The 20,351-nt window shown below is 64.9% G+C and carries 16 protein-coding genes; 12 read left to right on the top strand and 4 right to left on the bottom strand.

The annotated features are described in order from the left end of the window. Nucleotides 1-234 precede the first annotated feature (234 nt). From wecB to ACFZAI_RS10610, 11 genes are read left to right on the top strand one after another with little or no spacing between them, the layout of a single operon-like run. The gene (gene wecB, locus ACFZAI_RS10660) at nucleotides 235-1,395 is read left to right on the top strand and encodes a non-hydrolyzing UDP-N-acetylglucosamine 2-epimerase (protein WP_391566863.1); all 1,161 of its coding nucleotides are present in this window, start codon (nucleotides 235-237) and stop codon (nucleotides 1,393-1,395) included. Between the two features lie 32 nt (nucleotides 1,396-1,427). Continuing rightward, nucleotides 1,428-3,644: a hypothetical protein gene (locus tag ACFZAI_RS10655; RefSeq protein WP_391566862.1), complete on the top strand. Its 2,217-nt coding sequence runs from the start codon at nucleotides 1,428-1,430 to the stop codon at nucleotides 3,642-3,644. Nucleotides 3,645-3,656: 12 nt separating this feature from the next. Then, on the top strand, nucleotides 3,657-5,354 hold the full coding sequence (locus ACFZAI_RS10650; protein WP_391566861.1) for a glycosyl transferase family protein: 1,698 nt from the start codon (nucleotides 3,657-3,659) through the stop codon (nucleotides 5,352-5,354). After that, on the top strand, nucleotides 5,351-8,164 hold the full coding sequence (locus tag ACFZAI_RS10645) for a hypothetical protein (protein ID WP_391566860.1): 2,814 nt from the start codon (nucleotides 5,351-5,353) through the stop codon (nucleotides 8,162-8,164). The genes ACFZAI_RS10650 and ACFZAI_RS10645 overlap by 4 nt, the downstream gene beginning before the upstream one ends. Before the next feature lie 38 nt (nucleotides 8,165-8,202). Beyond that, nucleotides 8,203-9,207, top strand: a complete 1,005-nt coding sequence (locus ACFZAI_RS10640) for a twin-arginine translocation pathway signal (RefSeq protein ID WP_391566859.1) — start codon at nucleotides 8,203-8,205, stop codon at nucleotides 9,205-9,207. A 4-nt stretch (nucleotides 9,208-9,211) separates the two neighbouring features. Beyond that, nucleotides 9,212-10,309: a cell division protein FtsQ gene (locus ACFZAI_RS10635; RefSeq protein ID WP_391567105.1), complete on the top strand. Its 1,098-nt coding sequence runs from the start codon at nucleotides 9,212-9,214 to the stop codon at nucleotides 10,307-10,309. A gap of 9 nt (nucleotides 10,310-10,318) precedes the next feature. Then, nucleotides 10,319-11,899, top strand: coding sequence for an MBOAT family O-acyltransferase (locus ACFZAI_RS10630; RefSeq protein ID WP_391566858.1), 1,581 nt, complete (start codon nucleotides 10,319-10,321; stop codon nucleotides 11,897-11,899). Nucleotides 11,900-11,924: 25 nt separating this feature from the next. Continuing rightward, nucleotides 11,925-12,164, top strand: coding sequence for an acyl carrier protein (locus tag ACFZAI_RS10625; RefSeq protein ID WP_391566857.1), 240 nt, complete (start codon nucleotides 11,925-11,927; stop codon nucleotides 12,162-12,164). Nucleotides 12,165-12,195: 31 nt separating this feature from the next. Then, nucleotides 12,196-13,674 (top strand): AMP-binding protein, encoded by a 1,479-nt coding sequence (locus ACFZAI_RS10620; RefSeq protein WP_391566856.1) that lies wholly within the window; start codon nucleotides 12,196-12,198, stop codon nucleotides 13,672-13,674. A gap of 3 nt (nucleotides 13,675-13,677) precedes the next feature. Further along, complete coding sequence (locus ACFZAI_RS10615; RefSeq protein ID WP_391566855.1) at nucleotides 13,678-14,349, top strand: alginate O-acetyltransferase AlgF; 672 nt, start codon at nucleotides 13,678-13,680, stop codon at nucleotides 14,347-14,349. A 9-nt stretch (nucleotides 14,350-14,358) separates the two neighbouring features. Beyond that, on the top strand, nucleotides 14,359-15,489 hold the full coding sequence (locus ACFZAI_RS10610; protein ID WP_391566854.1) for an acyl-CoA dehydrogenase family protein: 1,131 nt from the start codon (nucleotides 14,359-14,361) through the stop codon (nucleotides 15,487-15,489). Nucleotides 15,490-15,504: 15 nt separating this feature from the next. On the opposite strand, the gene ACFZAI_RS10605 is transcribed toward ACFZAI_RS10610, so the two are convergent. The 4 genes from ACFZAI_RS10605 to ACFZAI_RS10590 all read right to left on the bottom strand — a co-directional run bounded on the left by ACFZAI_RS10605 (nucleotide 15,505) and on the right by ACFZAI_RS10590 (nucleotide 19,117). Beyond that, a complete protein-coding gene (locus ACFZAI_RS10605; protein WP_391566852.1) occupies nucleotides 15,505-16,428 on the bottom strand; it encodes a DUF4434 domain-containing protein in 924 nt (307 codons plus the stop codon). A gap of 86 nt (nucleotides 16,429-16,514) precedes the next feature. Next, nucleotides 16,515-16,928, bottom strand: a complete 414-nt coding sequence (locus ACFZAI_RS10600; protein ID WP_054423777.1) for a YidB family protein — start codon at nucleotides 16,926-16,928, stop codon at nucleotides 16,515-16,517. A 112-nt stretch (nucleotides 16,929-17,040) separates the two neighbouring features. Next, nucleotides 17,041-18,267, bottom strand: a complete 1,227-nt coding sequence (locus tag ACFZAI_RS10595; RefSeq protein WP_391566850.1) for a lytic murein transglycosylase — start codon at nucleotides 18,265-18,267, stop codon at nucleotides 17,041-17,043. Between the two features lie 25 nt (nucleotides 18,268-18,292). Further along, complete coding sequence (locus ACFZAI_RS10590; protein ID WP_391566849.1) at nucleotides 18,293-19,117, bottom strand: ferritin-like domain-containing protein; 825 nt, start codon at nucleotides 19,115-19,117, stop codon at nucleotides 18,293-18,295. A gap of 97 nt (nucleotides 19,118-19,214) precedes the next feature. Here ACFZAI_RS10590 and ACFZAI_RS10585 point away from each other — a divergent pair, with 97 nt between their 5' ends. Continuing rightward, nucleotides 19,215-20,345 carry a GNAT family N-acetyltransferase gene (locus tag ACFZAI_RS10585; RefSeq protein WP_391566847.1) on the top strand — a complete coding sequence of 377 codons (1,131 nt, stop codon included), beginning with the start codon at nucleotides 19,215-19,217 and terminating at the stop codon, nucleotides 20,343-20,345. Nucleotides 20,346-20,351: the final 6 nt, after the last annotated feature.

Raw genomic sequence — 20,351 nt, 5'->3', positions numbered from 1 at the left:
TTTTCCCAAGCAACTATCGGTAACAGCTGGGCGATCCGCGCGGGATTTCAAAACCCGCTGCCATCAAGTCTGGCCCTATTTTGTCTATGAAGGCATTCAGCGGCTATCGCAATCATTGACTGAACATGTCGGCAATCTCATCGAGATCCGAAATAATCCGTCACATATTACGAATGCTTTCAAGACATAATCAAACAAGGAAAAGCCACCGGCGTCTGTGAGGTCACTCTTGCGATGAAAGTCCTTTCCATTTTCGGCACCCGCCCCGAGGCCATCAAGATGGCGCCGTTGGTGACCGCGCTTCAGCAGGAGCCGGAAATCCAGAGCGTGGTTTGCGTGACGGGCCAGCACCGGGAAATGCTGGACCAGGTATTGGCGCTGTTTGATCTGCGCGCCCAACATGACCTGGACATCATGGTGCCCAATCAAACATTGAACGGACTGTACGCGCGGCTGATCAGCCGGGTGGACAGCGTGCTCGAGGCCGAACAGCCCGACTGCGTCCTGGTGCACGGGGATACGAGCACCGCGTCCGCGTGCGCCTTGGCCTCATTTCACCGACGTGTGCGCATTGGCCACGTCGAAGCCGGCTTGCGCACGGGCAATCTGGCGATGCCCTTTCCCGAAGAAATGAACCGGCGCGTCGTGGACGCGGTGGGCGACTGGCTGTTCGCGCCCACGGCGCAGTCACGCGCCAATCTGATGCGCGAAAACCTGGCGGGCCGGATCACCATTACCGGCAACACGGTGATCGACGCCCTGGCGATGACCTGCGCCAAACTCGAGCCGCAAGGCGCGTTGGCGCAGCAGCTCGAAGCCCGATACGACTGGATCGACCCGTCGCGGCGCCTGCTGCTGGTCACGGGCCATCGGCGCGAGAGCTTTGGCGATGGCTTCAAGAACATCTGCGCGGCGCTGGCCGAACTCGCGCAACGCGACGACCTGCAAATCGTTTATCCCGTGCACTTGAATCCGCAGGTGCGCAATGTGGTGATGAAGGAACTGGCCGGCTTGTCGCACGTGCATCTGATCGATCCCCTGGATTACCTGGATTTCGTCTGGTTCATGCAGCGCGCCTATCTCATCCTGACCGACTCGGGCGGGGTGCAGGAAGAAGCGCCGTATCTGGGCAAGCCCGTGCTGGTGATGCGCGACGTCACCGAGCGCCCTGAAGCCGTGCAAGCCGGAACGGTGGCGCTGGTTGGCACTGATACGCGGCGCATCGTGACCGAGGTGAGCCGCCTGCTGGACCACCCTGAACTGCATGCGTCGTTCTCGCGACGCATCAACCCTTATGGCGACGGCCGCGCCAGCCAACGCATCGTGGACGCACTATGCGGCCGCGCCGTGTCGGAGTTTGATCCTTACGGATCGGCTGCCGCCCCTTTTGCCTGATGCCCCCCGCGACGCATTCTGCCGGAGCCCCCATGCCCCACCCTGCCCTGCCCCACCCCATTGCCCGTACCCTGTGCCGCGCCTTGATGGCCGCCGGCCTGCTGCTGCCGCTGACCGCGATGGCCAGCCCCGCCGGCGATGCCTTGCGCCGCCTGCAAAGCGATGACTGGGTGACGCGCAACACCACGCTGCAAGATCTGGGGATCAGTGAACCGGTCGTGCTCAGCAACAGCGACGCCCGGCAGGACTTCTACCTGCCCGTGCCGCGCGGCGTGCCCATCTCGGACGCCACGCTGAACTTTGACGCCAAATACACCAAGGGCGAGCCGGGCCGCACGAGCATGGTGCTGTGGGTGGATGGCGTGCCGCAATCGGCCCAGCGCATTGCCGACGGCGACGGCACCGTCACGCGCAGTCTGGCGGTTGAGCGCCGCAGCCGCGAGTCGGGCTTCTTGCGCCTGGGGGTGGACTGGCAATCGGAAATTGCGCTCCGGCATTGCGAAAGCAATCGCGCCACCGCAAACGCGCTGACCATTTCGCCGCAAACCCGGCTGAGTTACCGCTACGACGCGTCGGCGATCGGCAATCTTGACGACGCGTGGGGCACGCTGCCCGGCAAGCCGGTGCTGATGGTCGCCAGCAAAAAACTGGACTCGCAAGCGTTCGACAGCGCATGGCGCATCGGCGTGGCCATGGAGCGCACGGGCAAGCGCGTGTCGGTACGCGCGTTCCCGTCCGTTGGCGACGAGGTCGATACGCGTGGCCTGCAAATGCCCGCGGGCCTGGACCAGGTTCCCGCGTTTGCAGCAGTGGCGAACCAAGAGAAGCACAAGCTGGCCAGCCCCGCCGAGATCGGCGCGCTGCTCGTGCTGGGCGCGCCCGCCGTCAGTGGCGACGTCGTGATCGCCGACGCCTCGCTGCGCACCCGCTACAACGACGCGCTGGACGCCTTGCAGGCGCAACTGGCGTCCGACAGCGATGCCGCCGACGCGTTCAAGGCGTGGCGCCAGCAGCGCATGCCGCTGGCCGGCGCAGACCTGCCGTCTAAAGACATTCGGCTGTTGGCGCTGGGCCGTCAGGCCGTCATCGCCATTGCGGCCGACGCCGGCGCGCAAGGCGCGGGCGTCTTCGACACCGCGTGGCGCCGCATCCTGGCCACGCGGCAGGTCAACGTAAAGACCGCCACGCCGCCGCAGACCTTCGCCGATGGCGGGCTGCGTCTGACCACGTTGGGCGGTTCGGCAGACAGCTTCGATGTGGTCGCGCGCGGTGACTGGAACGCGACGTTCCCGCTGGCCGCCGTGTCCGCCGACGGCCGCATGCCCGGCGAGCTGGTGATGGACCTGGCGGCCGCGCCCGGCGCCTCGTCGACCCGGCCCGTGGCGTCGGTTTTCTGGAATGGCATCCTGCTGTCGGCCAAGCAGCTGGACGCGGACGGCAAGCCCGAACGTCTGACGGCGCGTGTGCCTGGCTATGCGCTGGGCGTCACCAACGCTGTGCGCGTGACGTTCCAGCGTCAGCCGGTTTCCGTGGATTGCAATGAAATCCCCCAGGGCTACCCGGTCAATGTATTGCCGACCAGCTACGTGAAGCCTGAGCGCGCCGAACCCGACGGCACCTTCGTCGGGCTCTTGCCGCTGCTGGCAGGCTCGCCGCAACTGATCATCCCCGACAGCTACCTGGCCGACGCGCCCGACAACATCAAGCGCGTGATCGGCATCGCGTCCGCCAGCGGCGTATCGGCCACGCGGGCGGAATTGTCGGTGACGCCGGCCGGTCAGGCCGTTAAACCCACCCGGCCCTTCCTGGCGATGGAAGTGGCGGTGGACGGCGCCAAGCCCATGGTTCAGGTCACCGACCGCAAGCAACTGAAGGTGGACGGCAAAGCCGCGACCTGGCTCGATATTTCTGGCCTGGATCATCTGAGCACCGCCGAAGTCATCCGCGGCAGCGGGCAAGACGGCTTGCTGTGGCACACGCTGGGCCAGCATCCGGGCATGCTGGATGCGCCCTTCGTGCTGAACCGCGGCAACGTCGCCATCATCGGCGCTGCGGGGCCGGTGGCGTGGATCGACAGCGCCAGCCCCGACGCCAGCCACCCGCCCGGCGCTGGCGAAAGCGCTTTCTTTGAATGGCGCCGTTATATCTCGTGGAGCGTGCCGGCCATCAGCATCAGCATGCTGGTGCTGATCCTGATCCTGATCGTCGCGTTGCGGGTGAACCGCAGGAAGAACAAGGACAACACGTAAACCGGAAGCGCCATGTCCTCGCTTTACTGGCCCTACTTCATCGCGGATTACTACCGCGGGCTGGAAGTCGTGACCGCCGTCGTGGGCGTGATCATCCTGCTCTCAAGCCTGGATGATCTGTTCATCGACGGCTGGTTCTGGCTGCGCGAGCTGAAGCGTTCGCTGACGGTCAAGCGCCGCTACGCGCCGCTTACCGCCGAGCAACTGCGCCAAAAGCCGGAGCAGCCGCTGGCCATCATGGTGCCCGCATGGCTGGAGTACGACGTGATCTCGTCGATGCTTGAAACCATGGTGTCCACGCTGGAATACAAGAACTACATGATCTTCGTTGGCACGTATCAAAACGACCAACGAACGATTGATGAAGTGGAGAGGATGCGGCGGCGCTATCGCCAACTGGTGCGCGTGGAAGTGCCGCACGACGGCCCGACCTGCAAAGCCGATTGCCTGAACTGGATCGTGCAGGCCATCTTTGCGCAAAACGAGAAACAGCCCGAGCCGTTTGCCGGCGTCATCCTGCATGACAGCGAAGACGTGCTGCACCCGCTGGAACTCAAGTACTACAACTACCTGCTGCCGCGCATCGACTTCATCCAGCTGCCGGTGACATCGCTGGAGCGCCATTGGTATGAGCTGGTGGCAGGCACCTACATGGATGAGTTCGCCGAGTGGCACACGAAAGACCTGGTGGTGCGCGAAAGCCTGTCCAGGATGGTGCCGTCGGCCGGCGTAGGCACGTGCTTTTCGCGCCATGCATTGGAATCGCTGGCCGCCGAAACGAATAACCAGCCCTTCAACACCGATACGCTGACCGAAGACTACGACATCGGCGCGCGCCTGGCCCAGCGCGGCATGAAGCAGATCTTCGGCAAGTTCCGCGTGGAATACGTCACGCGCCGAGACTCCTGGTTTGGCCTCGGGCCTGAAAAAATATCCACCATCCGCATGCCGCTGGGCGTGCGTGAGTATTTTCCCAACACGTTCCGCACCGCCTATCGCCAAAAGGCCCGCTGGACCTTGGGCATTGGTTTGCAAGGCTGGCAGCAAGTGGGCTGGACGGGATCATTTGCCACGAAGTATCTGTTGTTCAGAGATCGCAAGGGCCTGGTCACTTCGTTCATCGCGATCCTTGCGTATGTGCTGCTGGCCAATTTCTTTCTGTTCTTCCTGGCCGACAAATTCGGCTGGTGGACGGTGTATTACCCGTCCTACTTCAAGCCGGGCGGCTGGCTGGTGACGCTGATGTGGATCAACGCCGTCGCGCTCTTGCTGCGCGTGGTGCAGCGCGCGTACTTCGTCGGCCACATGTATGGGTGGGAACACGCCATGCTGTCGATCCCGCGGATGATCGTGGGCAACTTCATCAACGCCATGGCGGCGGCGCGCGCGTGGCGGCTGTTCATCGTGCATCTGATCACCGGCAAGCGCCTGGCCTGGGACAAGACCATGCATGACTTCCCCAGCACCGATCAGCTGTCGCAGCAGCGCAAGCGGCTGGGCGAATTGCTGCTGTCCTGGCAGGCCATCGATCAGGACACGCTGGCGCGCGCGCTGGAAATTCAAGCGCGCGAGAAAAAACCATTGGGCAAGATTCTGATGGAACAAGGCTGGCTGGACGAACGCACGTTGAACGAAGCCATTGATTTTCAACAAGCGGGCGAAGCCGATGCGCCGCCCCCGCATTCCGAAGAAAAACCCGCGACCCCATGACTCCGCTGACCCGTACGCTCCTGTTGTCCGCCGCGCTGGCCAGCGTATGGACCGCCGCGCCCGTGGCCGCGCTGGCGCAAGCAAACACGCAAGCAAACACGCAAGCCAACCCCCAAGCCAACAAGCAGACCAGTACGCAGACCAAAGCGGAAGCGCCGCTGGAAGGCGCGGCCTGGCAGTTTGCCGACGAAGGCTACAAGAACTACGACGCGGGCAAGTACGAACTGGCGCAGCAGCAGGCGGAGTCCGCCATCGCGTTGCGGCCCGATGTGGAACGGTTGCGCCTGCTGCTGATTTATTCGCTGCAAAAACAAGGCAAGCTGAAAGAGGCGGATCAGGCCGCAGCCGACGCTATCAAGAATGGCCTGGACACGCCGGCCCTGCGCCAAGCGCGCGCCAACCTGCGGCCGCAAACCAGCGCGCGGCCTGCTCCCCGTGCTGCGGGTGGCGCTGCCCCTTCGTCAGCCTACCAACGCGGCTTTCCCATCGCCACCCGCGCGTACGCCGACTACAACCGCGCTGACTACAAAGCAGCGGCGCGCGGCGCGGAACAAGCTTTCCGTATCGACCCCAAGCAAGGCGCATGGGCGATGCTGTGGCTGGACGCGCTGGAAGCTCAGAACCTGTATGCCGAGGCCGAGGCCGCAGCGGACAAGGCCATTGCGCTGGGCGCGCCCAACAAGAACGACCTGACCGCACGGCGCCAGACGATGAAACGGCGCATGGCGGTGAAGCCGGCCGAAGAAGGCTATCAGGCGCTGATCGCCAACCGGCCGGGCGATGCCGTGCCGCTTGCGCGTCAGGCCGTCGCGTTGGCGCCCGACACCGCCAGCCACCGCTTGCTGCTGATGACGGCGCTGATGCTGGACAACCAGCTGGCGGCCGCCGAAGACGCCGCGACCGACGCCATGAAGCAGGACGACGAGAACACCGTGGCGCTTGTCATGCGCGGCTATCTGCGCCAGCGCCAGGGCAAGACCGATCTGGCCAACCAGGACTTCGACGCCGCGCTCAAACAAGATTGGCTGGACGACGACCAGAAGCGAAACATCCGCCTGATTGCCGCCGATGCATCGTTGGCTGCGGGGGAGAACGCGCGCGCGCTTGCCCTGGTTCAGCCCTTGAGCGCCAAGGGCGCCAAGGACGCCAAAGACGAGGCCGCCGATGCTCGCATCAAACGCGCACGATCAAGACCCGCCGTACCCGCCACCTTGACGCTGGCGAACTACCCGGCCCCCGTGCAGGATTGCCGCGACACGCCCTACGGCACCTCGTGCGAGCTGTTGCCGTCGGATGCGGCCGGCAGCGGCGGCCCCGCCGCGCTGGCCTATGCGGCCTACGCGCGCGAAGACTATCAAGAAGCCATTACGCAGGCGCGCAAGGCCGCCGACCAAGACCCCGCCAACAAAGAACTGCAACGCCTGCTGACCACCACACTGGCGGCAGGCAACCCCCAGCAACTGGCCGAAGCCAATCAGCGCATGAGCGACGCGCTAGCGGCGCAACCTGATGACCCCACCCTGCTGATGCAGCGCGGCTATCTGCATCAACGCATGAAGCAGCCCAAGCTGGCGCTGCAAGATTTTCAGGCGGCCCGCGCCACCGGCAAGGCGCCGCCCACGGTCATTCTGGACGAGGGCTATGCGTTGTCTGGCGTGGGCGACAAGCGCGGCGCGGTCGAAAAACTGAAGGAAGCCATCGATGAAGCGGATGCCGGAAAACTGGAACTGACGCCCCAGCAGCGCTTTGACACGCGCAACGGCATCGGGGGCTTGTCGCGCGAATGGGGTGGCTATTTCTCGGCCGGTTATCGCGGCGCGCGGCCCGCGTCGTCGGGGCTGGGTGGCGCCGCCGTCACCGTACCGGGCGATGCCGTGTTCAGCACCGCCGAAATTTTCTGGCGTCCGTCGGACTTCTTGAACTCGTCCACGCAGACCTTCGAGCTGTACGGCCGCTTGTCCAACACGCTGTATGACAAGGGCGGCAAGACGACGAGCCAGACGGTGTCTGATCCTTGCGGCGGCAGCATCGACATCAACGAAACCACCAACCAGGGGCTGGCAGGCATTCCCACCACGGTGGGCTCGTTGGGCATGCGCTTCACGCCGTCTACCGAAGTGGGGCTGACCTTTGGCCTGGAACGCCAGTTCAACCTGGGCACGGCCACTCGGCGTGGCACGTTCAGCCCCGACCCTTCCCGCTTGCGCTGCGCGCTGAACCGCGACAACCAAACCGCGCACTACCAGACCGATGCGGGCAGCGGCGGTTGGCTGGCGTATGTCACCTATGGCTTGTACGAAGGCACCACGCTGCGCATCGACCGCCCCGACTGGTTCACGATGGAAGGCTATGTGCAGGCCGGCTATTCGTGGCAAGACATGAATGCCAAGCTCTGGCTGCGCGACAACGCCACGGGTGTGGACGGCGACAAGTCATCGGGCAAGCTCAAGCGCGACCAGGCCTTCGGCGCCGGTGAATTGCGCGTGGGCCGAAGCTATCGCGTGGACGCGATCAGCGACCGCCTGGTGTTCTTCCCGTACGCCGTGATCGGCGCGGACTGGCTGTCGAACCGCAACCGCGTATCGGGGCTGGATATCGACGGCACCGATTCCTACAACCTGCTGGGCAACGGCTCATCGTGGTCCATGGGCGCGGGCCCGGGCTTCAACATCCGATACTGGTTCCGCGAAGACCATTACAACGCGCCCCGGTCTTATCTGGACCTGACTACGCAATACCGATTCAACATTGGCGGCGGCGCGGCTGACCGGGCCCGGGGCCTGTTCATCAACCTGACGTTGTCGTACTGACGACACGCCACACCGCCACGATCAAGGAGCCTGTCTTCATGAAAATCACCTCCCCCTTTTCCCGCCGCATGGCGCTTGGGTTTTCCGCCGCGCTGCTGGCCGTGGCCGCGCACGCGCAAGAGGGCTCGTCCATCGTGATCCAGGGTAAAGACAACTGGCTGTTCCCGGGCTGGGGCAGCCTGACCCAAGTCGATTCGCGCGGCATCGATGCCGCGACGCAGCTGGTGCGCGAAACCCGCGATGCGCTGGCGGCCAAGGGCATCCAGCTGGAAGTGCTGGTGCTGCCGGACAAGACGCTCTTCTACCAAGACAAGCTGCCCGACGGAAAGGCGTTGAGCGCTGACGTGAAGAAGCGCTATCAGACCATTCAAGACAAGCTCAAGCAGGCCGGCGTGTCGACGTTTGACGACGAAGCCGTGCTCAAGCGGGTGAAGGACGGCGGACAGGACGTGTTCTACCGCACCGACCAGCATTGGACGCAAGCCGCGGCCGACGCCACCGCCGAAGCGCTTGCGCAACGTATCAAGCAGGATGTGAAAACACTGGCGGGCAAGCCCGGCACCGGCATGCCGCTGGGCAGCGTAGTGAATGAACGCCGCTATGGCGATCTGGCCGAACTGTTCCTGACGCCGGACCAACGCAAACAAGCGGGCCGCGAAACCTTCACCGTGCGCCGCCAGGCCGACAATCAGAGCCTGCTGGACGATGCGCCCGCCCCCGTGCACGTGACGGGGCACAGCATGGTGCAGCCGTACTTCGGCTTTCCGCAAAAGCTGTCCAACGCGCTGGACCGCCCCGTGTCGGTGAATTGGAAGCCCGGCAACGTCGGCCACTGGATCATGCTGCTGGAATACCTGGAGTCGCCCGCCTTCAAGCAGAACAAGCCGCAGGTGCTGGTCTGGCAGATGTTTGAGCCGACGTACTCGCAAGGGCCTGACGCCAAGGGGCTGTGGGACAACGCGTCCATCCTCAGCGCCGACACGTGGCGCAGCCGCATGAAGGCCGCCGTTGGCCAAGCCGCTGGCACCGCCGCCGCCCGGTAACGCCGTGGAGCCGTCCGACAACAAACCTGCCCTGCCCAGCCATCGGCTGCACGCGGCCGTCGTCGCCGTGCTGCTGGCGCTGGGCATGGGCTGGGGCGCGTGGTGCCTGGTCAAAGCCAAAATCAACCCGGCAGAGGTCGCCCCGTCTGCATGGAAAGATGGCTCGGCCGGCAGCGTCTTGAACAAGGCGCTGCACATGCCCATGCAGACGGCGCTCGACACGTGGAACGCGTCGTTGCGGTATCGCGCGCTGGGCGACTTGGGCGATCAGGTCGCCATGGGTTGCCCGCAGTGGCTGTTCTATCGCGACGGGCTGCGTCCGCCGCCGGGCGTTCATGTCTTCAATGAACGCCTGCGGCTGATGCGGCATTGGGTGGATGCGCTGCGTCAAAAGCAGGTGCAGGTGCTGGTCGTGGCGGTGCCCGATAAATCGCGCGTCGAAGCCGACCGGCTTTGCGGCCTGCCGGTATCGCTGCCGATGCGCCAGACGCTGGACGCCTGGCAGAACGCGCTGCGCGAGCAAGGCGTGCCTTTTGTGGACTTGCGTGACGCACTGCAAGCCGCGCCCGCCCCCCGCTTTTTCCGCACCGACGTCCACATGAACGCGCAAGGCGCGCAAGCCGCCGCCACCCGCGTGGCCGAGGCGGCCTTGCCCCTTTTACAAGGCCCCGGCAATCAAGCATTCAAGACCGAACCGCCCGCCCCGCCCGCGCCACGCATGGGCGACTTGATCGTGCTGTCCGGCCTCGAGCAGGCGCGGCCCGGCTGGCGTCCCGAGCTGGAAGTGGTGTCGGAACAAAAGATCGAACCCGTGCGCGCGGGCGGCCTGCTGGATGACGCGCCGCCGGTAGAGGTGCTGCTGGCGGGCACGTCCAACGGCCGCCGCAGCCAGTTCGCCGAACGGCTGGGCATGGGCCTGGGCCGCGAAGTCTGGAACATGAGCCTGGACGGCGGGCAGTTCTCGGGCGCGTTGCAGATGGCGTTGAACCAGCGTGAGCAATGGCCCAAGAGCCTGAAGCTGCTGATCTGGGAATTCTCGGAAAACGCCTTGTCCCTGCCGCTGACCGCGGACGAAAAAGCCGTGCTGGCCCGCCTGCCGTAGCGAACCCAAATGCTATTTAATTCCTACCTGTTCCTGCTGATCTTCCTGCCCGTCACGCTGGCCGTGTACTACGCGGTGGGCCCGCTGAACGTGCGCCTGGCTGCGCTGTGGCTGTGCCTGACATCCCTGGTGTTCTATGGCTGGTGGAACCCGCAGTTCGTGGTGCTGCTAGCCGGGTCCATTGCGTTCAACTACCTCATCAGCCAGTTGATCCTGCACAACACCGCGCGCCCGAAATGGCAAAGCATGATCGTCGCGTTCGGCGTGGGCGCCGACCTGGTGCTGCTGTTTCACTACAAGTACTTCGCCACGCTGCTGAACTTCCTGACAGACCTGGGCATGACCAGCACGACGATGGACGACATCATCCTGCCGCTGGGTATTTCGTTCTTTACCTTCACGCAGATCGGCTACCTGCTCGACTGCAAGGCGGGCGTGGTGAAAGAACGCAGCCTGCTCAGCTACGTGCTGTTTGTGACGTTCTTTCCGCACCTGATCGCCGGCCCGATCCTGCATCACAAAGAAATGATGCCGCAGTTCGCGCAGCCGGAAAACTACCGCTTCAAGGCCGAAAACCTGTCAGTGGGCGCGATGCTGTTCACGATCGGACTGGCCAAGAAAGTGCTGCTGGCCGACGGCATTGCGCCCTATGCCGACGCGGGTTTCGCCGCACCTGGCGAGCTGATGTTCTGGGGCTCGTGGGGCGCCAGCGTCTGCTACGCCTTGCAGCTGTATTTTGATTTCTCGGGCTATTCGGACATGGCGCTGGGCTTGGCCAAAATGTTTGGCATCCGCTTCCCGCTGAATTTCAATTCGCCCTACAAGGCCAGCAGTATCATCGACTTCTGGGCGCGCTGGCACATGACGCTAACGCGCTACATCACGGCGTACCTGTACTACCCGGTGGCGATGGCGGTGTCGAAATGGCGCACGGATCACAACCTGCCCGTGGGCTCCGCAGGCATCCGCACACCCGGCGGGTTTGCCAGCAGCATCGTGGTGCCCACGCTGTTCACGATGACGCTGGCCGGCGTGTGGCACGGCGCGGGCTTTCAGTTCATTGTGTTCGGCCTGCTGCACGCCATGTACCTGTCGGTGAACCATGCGTGGCGCATTTTCGTGGTGGGCCGCAAGCCGGCCGCGGCGCGCCAGGTGGGCGTGATCAAACGCGCCGCCTGCATCCTGCTGACGTTCGTGGCCGTGCTGATCGCGCAGGCGTTTTTCCGCGCGCATGGCGTGGGGGATGCGATGCTGCTGATGCAGGGCATGGTGGGCGCACGCGGCATGGAATCACTGGACCTGTCCACGCATGTGGCGGGCCTGGCCTGGGGCGACGCGTGGCGCGTTATCGTGGGCCATCACATGCAATTGCTGTACACGATTGTGCTGCTGGGCATCGCCTGGTTCACGCCCAACGCGCACCAGATCCTGGGCCGCTATTCGCCAGCGCTGTTCAAACCGCAGGAAGCGCCGCGCGCGTTCATGCGGTGGCGCCCCAACACCGCATGGCTTGTCGTCATGCTGGCGCTGCTGTTTCTCTGCCTGGTAAACCTGCACAAGGAAACCCGTTTCCTCTATTTCCAATTCTGACCGCCGTGCGGTCACGGAGCATGCAATGGACATCAAGACCATCGAAACCAAAGTCGCCGACATCATCGAAGGCATCATCCTGACCAAGGTCGACCCGGACACCCTGCTGATCGATTCCGGTCTGGTGGATTCGCTGGCCGCCGTCGACTTGGCGCTGGCCGTCGAACGTGAGTTCGGCTGCAAGATTCCGCCGACCGAAATCGACGTGCATCTGGAATCGGTGCACACCCTTGCCGCCTTCATCGCGGAGAATGGCCGCGCCTGAAGGCGCCCGCACGCAGTCAGGAGAACGGCAGATGCGTTTCGATTTCAGCACCTACGACTTCACCGGCCTCACCACAAACGCCGACGCCGTGGCGGTAGTGGACGCGCAAGGCGCCATGACGTGGAGCGAATTGAAAGCCGCCACCGACGCCTGGATACGGGCGGCGGGCCAGGCCGGCGTGGTGGGCGGCCACGACGCCGCGCCGCTGGCAATATCCGGCCACAAGGAAGCGGCGTTTCTGGTGGCGATACTGGGATGCCTGCGGCTGGGCGTGCCGTTCGTGCCGGTGGACGTGATCAACCCGCCCGAACGCATTGCGCGCATCGGCCAACTGGTCAACGCCGGGCTGCGCTATGACGCGCAAGCCGGCACCTTTTTACCCGCCAGCGACGCGCCCGCGCCGCTGGCCGAGAAAGACCTGGCCTACGTAATGTTCACGTCGGGCAGCACGGGCGACCCGAAAGGCGTGCAGATCGGCCGCGAAAGCGTCACGCTGTTTGCCGGCTGGATTCAAGATTGCCTGAACCTGGGCACGGCCCCCGCGTTCATGGACCAGATGCTGTTCAGCTTCGATTTCTCGCTGTTCAACTGGGTGGGTGCGCTGGCGCTGGGCGGCACGTGCGTGCTGTGCCCGCGCGAGGTCATCGCCGAGCGCGACGCGTTCATCAAATATTTGGCGGACACGCGCATCAACGTCTGGGCATCCACGCCGTCGTTCGTGCGCCAGCAGTTGTTCAACCCCGATTTCAATCACGTCCACCTGCCCGACTTGCGCGTCTTCGTCTTTGGCGCCGAATCGCTGACGCCGCCGATGGCGGAAGAATTGTGGCAGCGCTTTCCGGATGTGCGCATCATCAATTCCTACGGGCCGACCGAAGCCACCTGCTCAACGACGTGGGTCGAAATCGACGCTGCCCTGCGCGCCGCCGCGCCGAACCCGTTTCCCATCGGCCGCGCCAAACCCTATGCCGACGTGTTCATCGAGAACGGGGAAATCAGCATCGCGGGCGACCACGTCATGCGCGGCTACTTGAACCGCCCCGACCTGAACGCCACCCGCATGTTCACGCGCAACGGCAAACGCGGCTATCGCAGCGGGGATTTGGGCGAAATCGATGATCAAGGCCTGGTCACTTTCCGCGGCCGCATCGACGACCAGATCAAGCTGCATGGTTACCGCATTGAACTCGCCGAGATTGATGCCGCCATCGCCACGCTGCCCGGCGTGCGCGCAGGCGCCACCGTTGCGCTGCGCCGCGCCGACGGCGCCATTGTGCGGCTGATCGGCTTTGTTGAACCGGCGGTCGCGGGGCCTGACGGCGTGCAGCCGCTGCCGCCAGACCTGCACGAGTGGAAAGCCGTGCTGGGCCGCCGTCTGCCGCCCTACATGATCCCGTCAGAGCTTGTCGCCTGCCATCGCTTCCCCACGACCAGCACAGACAAGGCGGATCGCAAACAGCTGGCGCGCCTGTACCTGGACGCCCGCCTCAGCAAAAAACCGGAGTCTTGAATCATGTTCATCCCTTCCCGCTTGGCGGTGGCCATTGCGCTGACCGCACTGGCCGGCAACGCGGCGGCCGAAGGCGCGTTCGCGCAGTTGTACGCCGCCCGTCCGCCCGCTGGTTCGTCTTTCGTGCGCGTCGTGAACCCTGACGCAACGCCGTTGCGCGTGCAGATCGCCAACGGCCCGGCGCAGGAACCCGGCGCGGCCAAGCCTGCCACCACCTACGCCATCGTCAAAGGCAATCAGCCCTTCACCGTGCAGGTCGATGGCAAGCCGGCCGCCACATTGCAGGTCGCGCCTGACACCTTCAGCACGCTGATTCCCAAGCGCGACGGCGGCACGCTGACGTTCACCGTTATCGACGACAGCAACGGCGCGCAGGACGCGCTGAAGGCGGAATTGCGCTTCTATAACCTGGCGGCCGATTGCGCGGCGGGGCAATTGAGCGTGAGCCCGTCCGGCCCCGTACTGTTCCAGGACGTCAAACCCGGCGCCGCCGCCGCCCGCGCCATCAACCCGGTCAGCGCCACCTTGGCCACGGGCTGCGGCGCGGCGGTCTCGCCCCCGCAACCGTTGCCCGCGCTGCAACCCGGCGACCACTACAGCCTGTTCCTGACCGGCAGCGCCGCCGCGCCCGTCCTGAGCGGGCAGGTCAGCGCCACGGACCCGTACAGCCGCTAAGGAGGCATCATGCGACGCGTATTCCGGGATGACCACGAACTGTTCCGCGACCAAGTGCGGCGCTTTGTCGCCAGCGAAATCGCGCCCCACTACGCCGAATGGGAAAAGGCCGGCGTCACGCCGCGCGCGCTGTGGAAGCGGGCCGGCGACGAAGGCCTGCTCAACTGCGCGCTGCCCGATCCTTACGGACTGGGCGGTGACTTCGGCCATTCCGCCGTCGTGATCGAAGAGCTGGCGCATGCCAATTTCCTGGGCATCGGCTTTTCGATTCACTCGGACATGGTGTCGCCCTATCTGCTGAACTTCGGCACTGACGCCCAGAAAGACCGCTGGCTGCCCGCCATGACGCGGGGCGACATCGTCGGCGCCATTGCGCTGACTGAACCCGGCGCGGGCAGCGACCTGAAAGCCATCCGCACCCGCGCACGCCGCGATGGCGACGACTACGTGCTGAGCGGCCAGAAAACGTTCATCACCAATGGCGTGAACGCCGGCCTGGCGATCGTGCTGGCCAGCACCGACCCCGACCTGGGTGCGCGGGGCTTGTCGCTATTCTGCATTGAAGAAAATCTGCCCGGCTACACCAAGGGCACCGCGTTGAACAAGATTGGCCAGCACAGCCAGGACACCTGCGAGCTGTACTTTGACGATGTCCGCGTGCCAGCGGATTGCCTGCTGGGCCTGGAGAACGCCGCCTTCGAATATATGACGCGCGAACTCGCCCGCGAACGGCTGGCCATCGCCTTGCGCGCGGCGGCCTCGGTCGAAGGCATGCTGGATGAAGCCGCGCAGTACACGCGCGACCGCAAGGTCTTCAGCCGCCGCGTCATCGACTACCAAAACACCCGCTTCAAACTGGCCAATGCACGTGCGCAAACGACCATGCTGCGCGTGTTCCTGGACGATTGCCTGGCGCGGCAGATGGAAGGCGAACTGGACCCCACCACCGCCGCCATCGCCAAGCTGAACGCCACCGAAATCCAGGGGCGCGTGTTGGACGACCTGCTGCAAATGTACGGCGGCTACGGGTATATGGCGGAATACGGCATCGGCCGCGCGTGGGTGGACGCGCGCGCGTTGCGCATCTTTGGCGGCACCAGTGAAGTCATGCTGGAAATCATCGGCCGCAGCTTCAATTAAGCCGGGCCGGCGCGCTTAAACGCGCGCCGCCAGCCACGCACGCATCAGCGCGCGCGCCTCGGGCGTGTTGTCGATCACCCAAGGTTCCATGGCGAACGCCACGACGCGCTTGGCGCCGTAGCCGCGAGCCACTTCCCACTGCTGTTTCACGCGGTCAAAGTCGGCCGAACGCGCCTTGAAGGTAGAGCCATCAGTGCTGCCCGACGGCAGCTCTTCGAACAGCTCCAGGATCAGGTCAAACGAGGCGCGGCGCGCCAGCAGCATGTCGTGCAGCGGCGCCAGCGCCTGATAGTTCGCCAAGCCCGCCACACCCACGCCGTCCTGAATCATCGGATGGATGCGCACGCGATCCAGAATGCCGCTCCACAGCTTCATCAGCGAGCCATCGGTGGGCAGGCGGCTGTGATACGTGGAAATGCATGGCACGCCCCGGCTGGTTGCCTGCGCCGTGCGCGAAAACGCGTCCAGCCAAGGAATCAGCTGCGCCTGCCGGGCTTCGGATGCCCAGTTGTATTGCTCAAGTTCGTAGGGCAGATACCAGCCGCGAAACGCGCGGCGCTTGGGCCAGGGCGCGGATTCCATATACGCCACGCCCCGGGCGCGCGTCTGATCCAGATAGGCGGTAAACGCCGCCTTGTCCTTGCCCGCCAGCACATCCCACCAGCGCTGGTCATAAGGCAGGCCCACGTGCACGCCCAGCCCCTGGTGTTCGGCTTCGTCAAAGATCATGCGCAGCACGGCGTCGGGCGCCATCCAGTCGTCCGGACGGCCGCCTTCCAGGCCCACCCATTGCAGGAAGATCTCGCGGCAGCCCAGCCGGCGATAGGCCGACAGACGCACGCGCCAGTCTTCAGGCTTCAGATCCAGGTGGCTGCGCCACAGTTGCAGAAACGTGGCGTTCAGGGACAGGGGCGGCGCGCAGGCGGCCAGCGGGGCCAAGGCGCCCAGCGCCAGCGCCTGAAACAGGCGCCGGCGGGTGGGGGATGCAAGCAGACGGCGTGTCAGGAGAAGATCCCGTCCCGTCTTTAACCGCGGTTACCGAACAAGCCGCCCAGCGAGGCCAGCAGGTCGGTCGGGTTGAAGGGCTGGCCGGGCTGCACCTCGCCTTGCGGCGTGGCCTTGTCGACCAGTTGCGGCAGCAGGGACGACAGCGAACCCAAGACGGAATCCGTGTCCTGGCCGGTTTTGGCGGCCAGTTCATTGACAACGCCGGGGTCAAGCACCGCGCCAAGCTGGTCGGGGCTGACCGGCAGGTTCTGGCCCGTGCCGACCCAGGACGCCACAATTTCGCTTAAACCGCCCTTCTGGAAGCTGGCGATCAGGCCGCTCAGCCCACCCGGGTACTTATTCAATTGTTCGATCAGGGCAGGCAGCAATGACGCGGAGCCCCCTTGCTGACCGCCACCGGCCATCGAGGCCAAGGTATCCAACAGACTCATCACCGTGCTCCTGAAAAATCGGAAAACCAGTATAGGGCGGTGGCTGGCGTAACGCATGTCAGCCCCGTTACCGGGGGCCGGATCTTTGCAAAACTTGTAAATCTGGCGGGCTTTAACCGGGACGCTTGTCCGCGGCAGCGGCTTTCAGCGCCTTCAGCGCCTTCTGCCCCGCGCGGCCATCCGCGGGCAAGCCCAGTTCCCGCTGGGCAGCCTGCAAGGCCTGGCGCGTGCGGGCGCCGATCATGCCATCGGGTTCGCCAACGTCATAGCCTTTGGCAATCAGCAGCCGTTGCAGCTCACGCCGTTCCGCCCGCGACAGGCCGGGGTCATCGGTCGGCCAGGCTTGAACGAGCGGCCCGCCGCCGCGCAGCCGATCCGAAAGATGCGCGATGGCCAGCGCATAGCTTTCCGCGGCGTTGTACGAATACAGCGCATCGAAGTTGCGCGTGACCAGGAAGGCCGGGCCGTTACGGCCGGCGGGCAGCAGCAGGCCGGCGGGCGTGTCGCCGGCAGGCAAGGCTTGCCCGTCCACCCGCGTCACCCCTTGCTTGGCCCACGACGACATCGGACGCTTGTTCTTGCGCCCCGCCCCCGCCGTGTCCAAGCCGCCGGGCAGCTTGACCTCGTAGCCCCAGGCCAGCGACGAATTCCAGCCCGCGCGCTTCAAGAAATTGGCGGTGGACGCCAGCGCATCGGGCACGCTGTCCACCAGATCGCGGCGGCCATCGCCATCAAAATCCACGGCCAAACGCAAGTAGGTGGACGGCATGAACTGCGTCTGCCCGAACGCGCCCGCCCAGGAGCCCACCAGCCGGTCGGGCGCGATGTGCTCGTCCTGGATGATCTTTAACGTCGAGAAAAACTCGCCCCGGAAGTACGCCTGGCGGCGGCCGAAGCACGACAACGTGGATAGCGACGTCAGCAGCGGCCGGCCGCCCAGCGTGCGCCCGAAATTGCTTTCCACGCCCCACACCGCCGCAATGGTGGCCGGGTCTACGCCATAGCGCGAGGCGGCGCGGTTCAGGTCGGACTGCCAGCGCGCCATGCCCGCCTTGCCGTCCGCCACGCGCTCGTCGTCGACCAGCCCGGCCATGTAATCCCAGATGGGCGTTTTGAATTCGGGCTGGGCGTCCAGCAGGTCAATCACCGCCATGTCGGGCGTCAGGCCGGCGGTGTGCGTGTCGAAGGTGGCGCCGGACACGCCTGCTTTCAGCGCAGGGCCGCGCAATTGCGCAAGGCACGCGGCGAACGGGTCAGCGGCGTGGGCGCTCGCCATGCAAAGCGCCCCCGCCAAGGTCAAGGCGGCATAAGGCAGCGCGGAGGCCAATCGGGTGGTCATGCGTAGCGTTCCTTTGGGGATTGAATCAACCGGCTTGCAGCGCGGCGAGTTCGGCGTCGTCGAAGCCGGCCGCACGGCGGGCTTCCAGGTTGAAGGGGCCGCGTAAGCGCGGCGCATCATAGCGCTGCGCCAGATCGGCATAGCAGGCCACGGGTTCCTGGCCCGCTTGCGCGCACAGCCGTTTGAACCAGTGGTTGCCGATGGCGACGTGGCCGATCTCATCGCGCAGGATGATGTCCACAATGGCGGCGCTGTCGGCATCCCCCGCCCCAGCCAGCTTGTTGCGGATCATCGGTGACGCATCCAGGCCGCGCGCCTCCAGCGTGCGCGGCACCAGCGCCAGCCGGGCCAGCAGATCGCCGCGCGTGCGTTCGGCCATGTCCCACAAACCGTTGTGCGCCGGAAAATCCCCATAGGCATAGCCCAAGGTGTCCAGCCGCTGGCGCAGCAGATCGAAGTGATAGGCCTCTTCGCGGGCGACGCGCAGCCAATCCCGGTAGAACGCATCGGGCATCCCGGCGAAGCGCCAGAGGATGTCCAGCGCCAGATTGACCGCGTTGAATTCAATATGGGCCAGCGCGTGCAGCAACGCCGCGCGTCCTTCCAGCGTGGCCATGGACCGGTGCTTGACCAAGCCGGGCGCCACCAATTCTGGCCGCGCGGGCCGGCCCGGCAAGCCAAGCGGCGCCGAAAATTCGCGCTGGCAGTCCATCACGGCGGTGTCGCTGATGGCGCGCACCGCCGCCATTTTCTCGGGCCACTCACGCGCGGCAAGCGCTGCGAGGGCCTGGCCGCGCAGGCAGTGCTGGCCTGACCCTTCCTTGACGGAAGGGGTCGTGTTGCTATCCATGATGTTTGCGAATCCCAAGCGGCGCGAAGCCGCTGCAAAACCTGAAAAAACCAACGGTTTCAATACCGTGCGTTGACGAAGACTTTATCATTCACGAATGGATTCCCTGCGCCTGACCATTGAAACCGACCTGTCCCGCATCGACGCCCAAGCCTGGGACGCGTTGGCCGGGGACCAGCCCTTTCTGCGGCACGCGTTTTTGTGCGCGCTGCACGAGACGGGCTGCGCCGCCCCCGAGACCGGTTGGGCGCCGCATTATCTGGCGCTGTGGCGCGACGGCGCGCTGATTGCAGCCACGCCGCTTTATCTGAAATCCCACTCTCGTGGCGAATACGTGTTCGACTACGCCTGGGCCGACGCCTTCCAGCGCCACGGCATGCGCTACTACCCCAAGCTGCTGTCGGCCATCCCCTTCACGCCGGTGACGGGCCCGCGGCTGCTGGCATCGAATGATGAAGACCGCGCCACGCTCGTGCGCGGGTTGGTGGCCTTTGCCGAAGAGGTCAAGGTGTCGTCGCTGCATCTGCTGTTTCCGTCTGACGCCGACATGCGCGTACTGCGCGACGCCGGCTTCATGATTCGCGAGAGCGTGCAGTTTCATTGGACCAACGACGGCTTTGCGGACTTTGACGCGTTCCTGGCGCGGATGAGCCACGACAAGCGCAAGAAAATCCGGCAAGACAGAAAAAAGGTGGCCGCCGCCGGGCTGGCGTTCCGATGGCTGCGCGGCAGCGATATCCAAGAGGCCGATCTGGCCTTCTTCTATGACTGCTATTGCCGCACGTATTTTCAGCACGGCAACCCGCCCTATTTGAATCGCGATTTCTTTGTGCGCGCCTACCACGATCAACCCGACGCCTTTGTGCTGATCATGGCCGAGCGTGATGGCGAGCCGGTGGCGGCGGCGTTGAATCTGGCGGGCGGCGATGCGCTTTACGGGCGCTATTGGGGCGCGACGGAATATGTGCCGGGGCTGCATTTCGAGACGTGCTACATGCAGTCCATCGCGTATTGCATCGCGCACGGCATCGCCCGTTTTGAAGGCGGCGCGCAGGGCGAACACAAGATGGCGCGCGGCCTCTTGCCCACGCCGACCTGGTCAGCGCATTGGGTCGCCCACCCCGGCTTCGCCGAGGCGATCCAGAACTTCCTGGACGAAGAGACCTCGGCGGTGACGGACTATTTGGGCGAACTGGAAGCGCACACGCCGTTCAAGGGCAGCGCGTAAGCGACA

Origin of the sequence: Achromobacter sp. NPDC008082 (assembly GCF_042957345.1) — a bacterium.
Taxonomy (GTDB): domain Bacteria; phylum Pseudomonadota; class Gammaproteobacteria; order Burkholderiales; family Burkholderiaceae_B; genus Achromobacter; species Achromobacter kerstersii_A.
The sequence above is the reverse complement of the archived record's forward strand: the minus strand, read 5'-3'. Positions and strand labels throughout refer to the sequence as shown.